Source organism: Streptomyces hazeniae (assembly GCF_031845485.1).
GTDB lineage: Bacteria > Actinomycetota > Actinomycetes > Streptomycetales > Streptomycetaceae > Streptomyces > Streptomyces hazeniae.
Genome location: NZ_JAVREQ010000040.1, coordinates 20,630 through 30,492 on the forward strand (window position 1 = coordinate 20,630; position 9,863 = coordinate 30,492).

The window sequence follows — 9,863 nt, forward strand, 5'->3', positions numbered from 1 at the left end:
TGAACTGAGAGCGCAAGGCGGCGTCGAGACCCCACCCGTAACCGGTGCTCCCGCAGCGCCCACCGCCCGGAGGCCCGACGACCGCCGGCCCTCTCGACAAGACCCCGTCGGTCCCGGCCACGGCGAGGCCGGGACCGGAAAACCGGCTACGACCAGCGCCTGAGCTTGTCGCTCAGCTCTTTGTGCCAGGCCGCGCGGCGAGACTGACGCACATCAGGACGTGTCCCCAGGGCGACCACGGGATCGGTGACCCGGTAAGTGCTCCGGTAGACCAGCACATCGGTGGCTGTGTCCAGCCATGCTTCGGCGCCACGCGCGGGCGCCATCGGGCCGAACGCGGTGGCGAACCACACCGGCAGCAGCTGCCCGCCGCCGACGGCATCGGAGATACGGCTGCGTAGCCGCATCCGCAGCTTGGTCTCGGCACGGGACCCCACGCTGATCACCTCGGCCCGCCGTGCCCGCGCTTCGTCGTCCTGGGCCAGCTGTTCCTCGGCTTCCCGCGCCTCCTCGGTCAGCGGGTCGATCCGCTCGCCAGCTTCCCGGGCCTTAGGAATCGAGGCCCGGAGAGCGGCCACGGCCATCTTCCGCGCGGGGTCACCGGCGGGGGTGGAGGCGAGCACCGACGCGGCCTCCAAAGCCGCCTCCCGCTGCCGGTCCCGCTCCTCCCGCACACGCTCCAGCCGTGACCGGGCCAGCTTCAGCCCGGAGCGCTCGTAGTCGGTGAGGAGCCCGCCCTGGGCTTCGAGGCCTCGCTGCATGGCCACGGCCAGGCCGTGCAGCTCACCGCCGTTGTCGTGGTCGAGGTCGACGACGTGCGCGCCGTCGGCCTGCCGAATGTGCCGCTCCAGCGCCGCAACCCGCCGGCCCACGCGCTCGACGCTGCCGTGCACATCACAGATCCGGTCGTCCAGCTCGCTCTCGACCCGCGTCGTCTCCTGCTTCGCTTCCCCGACCTCGTACTCCAGGTCCCGCACCTCGCGGGGGAGCCGCTCCAGCTCCTCCAGGGTCTGCTCCACCTCGCCCAGCTTCGACTCCAGGTCGAAGACCTCGCTCTTCACCTGCCGTTGCAGCCGGTCCAGGCGCTGGCCCAGGTCGCTGTACATCCCGTCCATGCTCACGCCCCCACCCGCTTGTCCGAAGCCCCATCGCTCTCCGGCAGGCTGCCGAAGGTGACGACCCAGCCGACCGCCACGGCCAGCCACACCCAGCTGGACACCACGGAGAACACACACAGCGGGACCAGCACGGTGACAACCCCCAAGACCACCGCCACAACCCGCAGTCGCCGATGCCTCCTACCCGCGCTCTCCCCCACCACCATCACCAGGAACCCGACCACGAGCTGGAACACGGCCAACACCAGCCACCACCAGCTGACCCACCCCGTCAGCGGAGCCAGCCCCAGCACAACGCCCCCGGCCATATGCGCCAAGCACACCGACCGCAGCGCCGACACGCTGACCTTCCGATGCGGAGCCTCCACCCGCTCCGGAATCGCGGCCTCGTACTCCAGCAGCTCCTCACCCGCCTGTGACAGCCGCGTCAGCAGCGCCTCCCAGCGAGGATCGTCCTCTCGCATCTCCCGTAGCTCGCGCACCACGGTGCGGATGTCGCCCTGCCGCCTGGCGACCTCTTCGGCCATCTCCCGGTGGATCCCGCTCACGCGCCCTCCCCATAGACACTGCGTCGCCCCAACACTGCCCACAACGGGCAAGAAGCAGGCCCAGCTGTGACCGGGAAGCGGGCGGAGCCCGGTCGGGGTACTGGATTCGGCTGGGCCTCCCGTCCGAGACGGAGGCGGGGCGGCCCCGGACCCCGCGACGGAACAGAGCGCGTTCAAGGCGCCGCGAGGCCCGGGAGATGCAGGATAGGCCGCGCGCCCCTGAGGGGTAGGGCGGATGGCCGCGTCTCGGCCCCGGTTGGCAGCAGGGGAGGTCTTTCTGCGCTCTCGGCGTCCTGCGCCTACGCGCGTATGTGAGCGCAAGCACGTACCGGGGTACTCTGAACGCCACTTGCAACGCATTCTGTTGTGCGCACACAGCAGAATGCGCAAGAGAAATGGCGTCCTGACCTGAGGGTTAGGCGGTCAGAGGACTCGGGCCCCATCTCAACAGATGCCGACAGGGCCCGAGTCCTCTTCATTACGGGAGATCCCGAACAGCGGAGCCTAAGGTGTCGCCCAGGATGCCGAGTGGCGGGCTGGCCGTGAAGTGGCCGAGAGCAGGTAAGCCGGGCAACGACGGGAGTATCCCGAGAGTGCGCTGTACTGGGTGCCGCCGGGCCCTGGGTCTGTGCAGCGCGTGGGCCCGGCGGCGGGGTGGGTCAAGGGTGACGGTAGGTCCGTCGTGTGGGTGTGACGGGCGGCTGAGGCCTGTTTGTGCTGGCGGTTTTGCCGCTCTCGATCTTCGGAGCCGTGTTCAGTTGAGGCGGACGTTGTAGCGGTTGAGGACCTCGCGGACGGGCTGGAAGAACGAGCTGCCGCCGCCCATGCCGGAGGTGATGCCCAGCGCGGTGCGGCCGGCGAACAGGGCGCCGCCGGAGTCGCCGGAGTTCACCCGGGCGGCGGTCTGGACGAGCTGGCGCACCTGCCCCTGCGGGTAGTTGACGGTGACGCCGGTGCGCTGCACGGTGCCGCAGGTCAGGCCGGTCGTGCTGCCGCTCTTGCAGATGCGCTGCCCCACCCGGGCGGCGCCGGCCCGGTCGATGCGCTGCACGTCGCCGTTGTAGAGGGTGACGACGCCTGGCGCGTTGCTGTGGCGGTTGCGGATCAGACCGTAGTCGTTGCCGGGGAAGCTGGCCCCGACGGACGGGCCTATGCCGCTCCAGTTGGCGACGCCCTTGGTGCAGTGGCCGGCGTCGATGATGTAGTTCCGGCCGTTCTTGCGGGTGTTGAAGCCGGCGGAGCAGCGGATGCCGCCGCCGGTGATGGCGGCGCCTCCCCGGACGGCCGGGCTCATCGCGCCGCGGGTCTCCTCGACGCGTACGGCGTCGCCGTGTTCGGCCGCGGCGGCGCGCAGGCGTGCGGCGCCGCGGGCGTCGGTGGCGTCGGTGAGGGTGACGACGACCTGCTGGGTGACGGGGTCGGTGGCTGTGGTGGTGTGCGCGACGGCGGGCAGGGCCTCCAGCGCGGATCTGACCGTGCGCAGTTCGGCGGTGGTGCGGGTGACCCGTTTCGGGGTGGCGCCGGCCGCGCGGACCCGGTCGGCGGCGGCGTCGCCGAGGACGTTGACCACCGGGCGGCCCCGGTCGTCCAGGTACGCGCCCGCGCTCTGCCGGCCGAGTTCGGCGGTGAGACGGTCCAGGGCCCGGATGCCGTCGTCCTGTCTGCGCAGGATCTCCGCGGCCTCGGCTCTGCTCACGCCCTCCTCGGCGGCGAGCGAGGTGAGCGCGGCGTGTTCGACGCTCGGGGCGTGGCCGGGCACCTCGTCCCCGGCCACCACGGGCGCGGGCAGGGCCAGTACGGCGCAGCCGGCCAGGATGGCGACGGCCGTGCGGAGGGCACGGGAGGTACGTGTCATGAAGGCTCGCTCCTTTGTGTACGGCTGAGGTGTGGCCGGCGTGCGGATTCCGCGCTGTGTGGAGCCCTGAGTCGCGGAGTGCGGGTCGGCCGGAGTGGTGTGGGGCGCCCGTTCCCCACGAGCGGGCGCCCCACGGCGGCGGGCGGTCTCGCGGGCTGTGTCAGTAGCCGTTGGGGCCGAGGACGTTGACGAAGAGGGGGTCGCGCTGGGTGCCGCCGAGGGTGACGCTCTGGTAGACGACCTTGCCGTAATAGGCGCTCGCGTTGATGACGCGGTTGTTACCGATGTAGATGCCGGTGTGGTCGAGGTCGCCGCCGTAGCGGATGCCGTCACGCTTGTTCGTGTCCCAGAAGACGAGGTCCCCGGGGCGCGGGGTGTTGGTCTTCCGGCCCTGGTTGATCTGGCCCTGGAGCCAGTAGTTGAGCTGCAGGCCGCGCCCGGTGGCGTTCTTGGTGCCGTGCCAGATCGCGTTGCGGTTGAAGCACTCGCAGTCCATCTTCGTCTCACGGCAGGTCCAGCCGTACTCCAGCTTGTACGGGCGCCCCAGCCGGTTCTTCGCCGCGCGAACCACTGCCTGGCGCACTCCGGAGGCGGCCGTCGAAGCGTCCGCGGCCTCCTGCGCCGACGCCGTCGGCTGCGCCGGAGACGGAGTGGCCGCCGAGGCGGTCTGCGGCAGGAGGAGGCCGGTCGAGGCCAGGAGTGCAGCCGCGGTCAGGATGATGCGCTGTCTGCTTGCCATGCGTGGTGGCCCTTCTGTGGGTGAGCGGGGGTGGTGGCATGCGGAGTCGCTGCCCCTCCCCCGTTATGTTCGGTCGACACGATAAAGAATGAACATGTCAATGCCAAGACTGGCGGACCGTCACATGTCCGCACCTGCCGGGGCCGGCTGGTCAGCGCCACAGGCAGTCCCGGACTCGCTGCGCGCACGATCGGGGCCCTGACGCGGAAGGCGGACGCCCGGAGATCCCGCCTCCGGCACCGGACGCCGGGTCCTTGCCCGGTCTGCCGGGCCGTTCTGCCGCGGGGCCCTACATGCCTCCCGCCCGGGGCTCACCAGCAGGCTGTCTTCATCACTTCGATCAGCCGGTCGTGAGGCAGTGCGTGGGCGGTGATGCCGTCCCGGCCCGTCATCGTGCGCGCGGCGAGCAGCGCGTTCAGGATGGCCTCCTCAACCGCTTCCACCACCGCGTCGAACAGCGAGCCGAGCGCCGGGTCGGGGAGCATGCGCACCCACCTCTCCGGGGGGCCGGCTTCGGACAGGCCGTCCCCCGCCAGGCGGTTTCCGGTGGAGAAGGCGATGATGAGGTCTCCGCTGGTGTGCTCGCCGTTCCCGCCGCAGCGGGCGATTCCCAGGGCAGCGCGCTGCGCGAGCCGGTCGCACTGGTGGGGCAGCACGGGCGCGTCCGTGGCCAGGACGACGATGATCGAGCCCGAACCCTGCGCCGGGACGGGGCCGTGGGGAGGCGTCGGCAACGGCACCTCGGTAGCGGGGATCGCCTCACCGACGGGGACCCCCGCGACACTCAGCCGGCTCCTGCGCCCGTGGTTCGCCTGCACCAGTGCCCCCACGGTCCAGCCCGCGCCGGCGGTACGGGAGGCGGTGCCGACTCCACCGGCGAAGCCGTGGCAGATCATGCCCGTGCCCGAGCCCACGTTCCCCTCGGCCACCGGTCCGGTCGCCGCGGCACGCAGCGCGTCGTGCAGGTGCTCGGCGCGTACGTGGAAGCCGTTGACGTCGTTGAGGAGTCCGTCCCAGGTCTCCCCCACGACGGGAAGACACCAGTACAGCTCGTCCGGGTCCCGCTGGGCGACCTCGGCGGCGACCAGGGCGTCACGCACCACGCCGACGCTGTGCGTGTTGGTCAGCGCGACGGGCGAGGTGAGCGTGCCGGACTCCCGCACCCACTCCAGGCCCGTCAGTTCACCGTTGCCGTTGAGCCGGTGGCAGCCGGCGAAGACCGGCCTCCTCCCCAGCGACCCCTCGGCCGGCACCACGACGCTGACGCCCGTCCGCACCGGCCCCCGCCCCGGGCGCAACCGGCCCTCACCCTCGATGAGGGTCCGGTGCCCCACCCGTACACCGGGCACGTCGGTGATGGCGTTCCACCGGCCCGGACGTCCCGAGCCGACGGTGATGCCCAGTTCACGTGCACGCATACGCTCTCTCTTCTGCCAGGAGTAGTTCACTCCGCCTCTCCCCCACGAACTCCACGACTCCGTACCAGCGGGCGCGACCCCGGCGCACATCCCGCAGGCGGCCACCGCGCCCAGCGCGAGACCGGCGCCCGGACACCTCGCTAAGCTGCACGGGGACGGACTCATCGAGCCCAGGAGGCGGACATAGCACGGCCGAAGAATCAGACCGCACGACGCGCCGAGCTGGTAGCGGCCGCACGGAAGGCCATCGTGCTGCACGGACTGAGCGCCGTGCGGATCAGGGACGTCGCCGACACCGCGGGCATGGCCCCCGGCTCGGTGACCTACTACTTCCGCGAACTCGACGAACTCTTCCAGGAGGTGTTCACCGATGCCGTGGAACGCTTCTCCTCGCTGCGCCGGGCCGCCGTCCAGGATCTGCAGGACCCGCGCGACCGCCTGGTCGCGACGATCCGCGCCGGCCTGCCCACCGGACCGGACGACGAACTGTGCTGCCTGCTCTACGAATTCGCCCCGCAAGCACGCAAGAACACCCGGGACGCCGCCCTGCGGCGGACCCTCTACGACGACCAGGTCGACCTCTACTGCGAATTGCTGAGCAGCGGTGAGGCCGACGACGCCTTCCGGTTCGCGGCACCTGCCCGGGAAATCGCCTCCAACCTCGTCGCACTCGAGGACGCCTACGGCTACCACATCATCGCCGGCACCTCGGTCACACGAGCCACGGCAGAGCAGTACCTCATCGGCTACGCCGCCACAGCCACCGGCGCCCGGCTCCGCACCAACTGACGACAGACGGCCACCTCGCGCCCAGCAGACCTCCCCCTCACCTCCTGCCCACTGCCCCCGTCCCGCGCCTCCCCCGCATTGGCGACGAGGACATCCCCCAGCCGGCACAGACCTCATCGCCGACAGCACCCCCGCGACACACCAAGGCCCGACCCGCAAAGGCGCGCCGGGCCGGTCATCGTGCCGCGGGGGAACCTCGCGGAGGCTTACGGCCGCCGCCCGGACGAACCGCCCGCAAGGTCCTTCGAGCGATCGCCTCGCCGCCTGGCAGGAGGAGCGGGGTCAGGAGGGCAGGCCGAGGGCATCCCAGAGGATGAAGGGATTCATGTCCTCGCAAGGACCGATGGGCGAGGCCCCGTGGTTGCCGCGGGCGGCGCGGAAGTGGATGTGCCGGTGGTTGAGCCCGTCGGCCTTGGTGCCGACCTTGGCCCACACGGTGTTCCTCGTGAAGGAGGTGCCGACCCGGAGTTCGGAGCCGTCGAGTAGGTGGCCGAGCGTCAGGCTCATGTTGACCGACGGGAAGTAGACCTGGATCCAGCGGTTGTAGCCGCCGGGGTCGTAACCGCGGCCGACCACCCGTCCCCGGCCCCAGGCGTAGCTGCGGCTACCGGTAGGCGCTCCGACATCGACGCCCTTGTGCCGCTGGTCCCCTCGGCAGCCGAACTGGTAGCCGGGGAAGTACTGGTTGTAGGCGGAGGTGGTCCTTCCGTTTTTGACCCCCCACCAGGTGCCCGCGGGGAGCGATGCCCGCACGGAAGTTGCGCTGGCATGCTTCGCCGCGCTCGGAGGATGGACGGGGCCGGCAGCGACGGCGGGCGCCGCGCCGATGAGCGCACTGGCCAGGAGACCCGCGACGGCGCTCAGCGCACCGGTGCGGCGTATCCGGGAGAGAAGGTAGGAGCTCATGATGCCTTCCGGTAGGGGCCGTCAGCAGGCGCTTCCGGCCGAGAACCTGATTTCTCGTACCGATCGACAAAAAACTAGAACCGTGGCACGCACGCGTCAACCCGAGCTCCGGGCCGATCCGCTATGCGCAGCCGAAACAGCACCCCCAATACCGGACGACGCGAACAAAGCTCACCCCACACAGGGCCACCGGGCAGGAGGCTCGGCAGGGCGCCACTCGCACCCAACAAGCAGCCCACCATTGATGCCCAGCATCAAGCTGGCGTGACCGGCGAACGGAACGATCGGAGCCGGTCAGCGGTCTGCGAACGGGCCCAGTGGCTCCACCGCGGCCCGGGCCCTCTGGCCTCATCTCCGGACGCCCCAGCCTCGAGGGCGTGTTTATGTGCGCTCGCCGCGGCCCCGCCAGTACGCACATCGTGAAGGGCGCCTTGGCCCGCCCCGTTCACGCTCATCGCACAGGCCTCGCCGAGTTGCTCGAGCGCGCCGGCCGCGGCCCGGATGGGGCGGGGGCCGCGGCTGTTCCGGACGGGTGAGGGCCGGTTCTTCCCACGCCGCAGCCGCACGCGTTCGCCCCCTACGGTCAGGCGGCGACTGGCAGGGCTGGGGAGGAACTGGAGCTGAGGGCCACGGGAATGTACGGCATGCCGGGGCTAACTGATCCTCTCGCCGCGTCCTGGACGGTGGCGACCCCTCTTCCTCTCCCCCACCGCTACAGGCGCTGGGCAGGGGTGGACGGCGCAGGGGGTGGCGTCGTTCGAAGAGTCCTACTTTGATGACCTGCCTCCCCTCGAATCCGACTCCGGTCTGCAAGGAGCACACGGCACCGATCCGGCTGAAACGGTGACGAGCGTGGAGGAGACGCAGCTGCAGACCAGCCGCCTGGGCTACGACCAGGTCGGCAAGGACCCCTTCTGCCGTGTCGTGGACGAGTTCGACAAGAACCTCGTCTCTTCCATCACCAGCGCGGCGAACTCAACGACCTCTCGCCCGTCCTGCACCTGCACAGCAAGGGCTACCTGCGAGCGCTGTCCCAACTGATCTGCCAGGCAGCCCAGCAAGCCATGCTCACCAAGGAATAACGCGTATCCAAAGAGCTGATCGACACACTTTCGGTCAGCCGCGTGATCGGCATCTGAGACGATCAGCTGCGAGCGGCGAGTCGTCCGGCGTTGGCCCAGGGAGCGCCCTCACTTGATGTGGGCGTCGCCCGTACTGTTCGTGGTCAGGATGGTCGCGGCCTGAGACAGTTGTGGGGCCTCTCGGGCTGTGACTCGCCTTCGCCGTGAGCGTTCTCGGCCAAGAGCGGCGGTGGCAGTGGCTGGAGACGTGCGGGTGTGCTGATCGATGACGACTTTCTCAACGTGCGGGGTGAGGGCGATGTATAGGACAGGTGACCAGGTCTGCGTCCTCGAGGGACCGGATAAGGGGCGCACTCTCGAGGTCAGCTCGGTCCGCATGTTCGCGACGGACAACGGCTACTACCTTCGGGGCGGTGCGGGGCTGTATCGGCCGGAGCAGGTGAGGCTCGCGCGCAGCAGGACAGAGGGCAATCCGTGTGGCAGCGAGTGTGTTCACGAGCATCTGCCGGTGTGTGACCACTGCCTTGGCCAGTGCATGCACGGGTTGTGAATGGGGAGAGCACCCGACTGGCCCGGCCCCGGCCACGGGCCGCCCTCCGCGCTGGGCCACACTCTTCGCCCCGCCCAACCAGCGCCTACCGCCGTCCTGTTCGCCGACCGTGCGCTGTTCGACCTGCTGATGCTGGTGTGGTGTACCGGCGCCGACCGGTCGGCAGCCCTGGACCACCTGCACACCCTCTCCGAACCGTGGAGCGGCGAGGTAGAACGCGCCGAGCTCTTGCCCAGTCCAGGGCGGTGAGCACAGCCGGGGACATCTGCGGTCTAGGCGGCCGGGCCGGCTTCGACAAGGCGGTGCAGCACGACCGCGTACCCGTCGGCGCCAGCGCCCTCGGCAGCGGCCAGCGCGGCCTGGCTTCGAGCTGGGCCAGCCGCAGCGGCCAGCTCCAGCAGCTCCTCCTCAATGAGGGCGACGGAGCGCTTGAGCGGCACCAGGTGCTCGGCCGCGGGTCGGGCAGCCCGCCCGGGCGCAGGTGGCACACCGCGGCGAGCAGCGAGGCGAACCCGGTCAGCGACGCAGGCAGAACCGGGGCCCAGTCCCACACCCGCAGACAGGACGCGAACGGCTCCCGGCTGCCGTGGTCCGCTCGGCGCCAGCGGGCAGACCCCAGTCCACCTCGGCGGCCGCGGCCCGGCGCGCGAAACCGCCCTGACCGCACCGGCGCCGCCAGCGGGGCCGGTGCGGTGATGTGCGGGAGCAGCGAGCGGATACCGGCCGGGTTTAGACCGTGTCCTATGTGGTGAGGCGGGCGAGTCGTTTGTAGCAGCAGAGGGCGGCGGCGAGGCCGAGGAAGGCCAGGTAGTTCCGGGGATGTCGCTCGTAGCGGTGGTTGAGGCGGCGATAGCCGGT

Annotated in this window: 9 protein-coding genes and 1 pseudogene; 3 read left to right on the plus strand and 7 right to left on the minus strand. The window is 70.6% G+C overall.

Features of this window, described 5'->3' with window-relative positions:
* Positions 1–146: 146 nt before the first annotated feature.
* The 5 genes from RM572_RS27550 to RM572_RS27570 form a co-directional block, all read right to left on the minus strand.
* A complete protein-coding gene (locus RM572_RS27550; protein WP_311676107.1) occupies positions 147–1,115 on the minus strand; it encodes a CopG family transcriptional regulator in 969 nt (322 codons plus the stop codon).
* A 2-nt stretch (positions 1,116–1,117) separates the two neighbouring features.
* Positions 1,118–1,666, minus strand: a complete 549-nt coding sequence (locus RM572_RS27555) for a hypothetical protein (RefSeq protein ID WP_311676099.1) — start codon at positions 1,664–1,666, stop codon at positions 1,118–1,120.
* Positions 1,667–2,420: 754 nt separating this feature from the next.
* A complete protein-coding gene (locus tag RM572_RS27560; RefSeq protein ID WP_311676100.1) occupies positions 2,421–3,521 on the minus strand; it encodes a S1 family peptidase in 1,101 nt (366 codons plus the stop codon).
* Between the two features lie 160 nt (positions 3,522–3,681).
* The gene (locus RM572_RS27565; RefSeq protein WP_311676101.1) at positions 3,682–4,260 is read right to left on the minus strand and encodes a C40 family peptidase; all 579 of its coding nucleotides are present in this window, start codon (positions 4,258–4,260) and stop codon (positions 3,682–3,684) included.
* A 311-nt stretch (positions 4,261–4,571) separates the two neighbouring features.
* Positions 4,572–5,678, minus strand: a complete 1,107-nt coding sequence (locus RM572_RS27570) for a DmpA family aminopeptidase (protein WP_311676102.1) — start codon at positions 5,676–5,678, stop codon at positions 4,572–4,574.
* Positions 5,679–5,900: 222 nt separating this feature from the next.
* On the opposite strand from RM572_RS27570, the gene RM572_RS27575 reads away from it, so the two are divergent.
* Positions 5,901–6,467, plus strand: coding sequence for a TetR/AcrR family transcriptional regulator (locus RM572_RS27575; protein WP_311676108.1), 567 nt, complete (start codon positions 5,901–5,903; stop codon positions 6,465–6,467).
* A 282-nt stretch (positions 6,468–6,749) separates the two neighbouring features.
* Here the strand turns inward: RM572_RS27575 and RM572_RS27580 are convergent, their stop codons facing one another.
* Entirely contained in the window at positions 6,750–7,373 is a 624-nt protein-coding gene (locus tag RM572_RS27580; RefSeq protein ID WP_311676103.1) for a peptidoglycan DD-metalloendopeptidase family protein, read from the minus strand.
* 747 nt (positions 7,374–8,120) lie between these two features.
* Here RM572_RS27580 and RM572_RS27585 point away from each other — a divergent pair.
* Positions 8,121–8,414 (plus strand): hypothetical protein, encoded by a 294-nt coding sequence (locus RM572_RS27585; protein WP_311676104.1) that lies wholly within the window; start codon positions 8,121–8,123, stop codon positions 8,412–8,414.
* A gap of 591 nt (positions 8,415–9,005) precedes the next feature.
* Positions 9,006–9,254, plus strand: coding sequence for a hypothetical protein (locus RM572_RS27590; RefSeq protein ID WP_311676105.1), 249 nt, complete (start codon positions 9,006–9,008; stop codon positions 9,252–9,254).
* Between the two features lie 492 nt (positions 9,255–9,746).
* Here the strand turns inward: RM572_RS27590 and RM572_RS27595 are convergent.
* Positions 9,747–9,863, minus strand: a pseudogene (locus RM572_RS27595) (IS5/IS1182 family transposase); the annotation flags it as partial.

What these genes read in the sequence shown, in the direction of transcription:
- RM572_RS27550 (WP_311676107.1), bottom strand. Translation starts at nt 1,115, where the DNA reads ATGGACGGGATGTACAGCGACCTGGGCCAGCGCCTGGACCGGCTGCAA.
- RM572_RS27560 (WP_311676100.1), bottom strand. Translation starts at nt 3,521, where the DNA reads ATGACACGTACCTCCCGTGCCCTCCGCACGGCCGTCGCCATCCTGGCC.
- RM572_RS27565 (WP_311676101.1), bottom strand. Translation starts at nt 4,260, where the DNA reads ATGGCAAGCAGACAGCGCATCATCCTGACCGCGGCTGCACTCCTGGCC.
- RM572_RS27570 (WP_311676102.1), bottom strand. Translation starts at nt 5,678, where the DNA reads ATGCGTGCACGTGAACTGGGCATCACCGTCGGCTCGGGACGTCCGGGC.
- RM572_RS27580 (WP_311676103.1), bottom strand. Translation starts at nt 7,373, where the DNA reads ATGAGCTCCTACCTTCTCTCCCGGATACGCCGCACCGGTGCGCTGAGC.
- RM572_RS27590 (WP_311676105.1), top strand. Translation starts at nt 9,006, where the DNA reads ATGGGGAGAGCACCCGACTGGCCCGGCCCCGGCCACGGGCCGCCCTCC.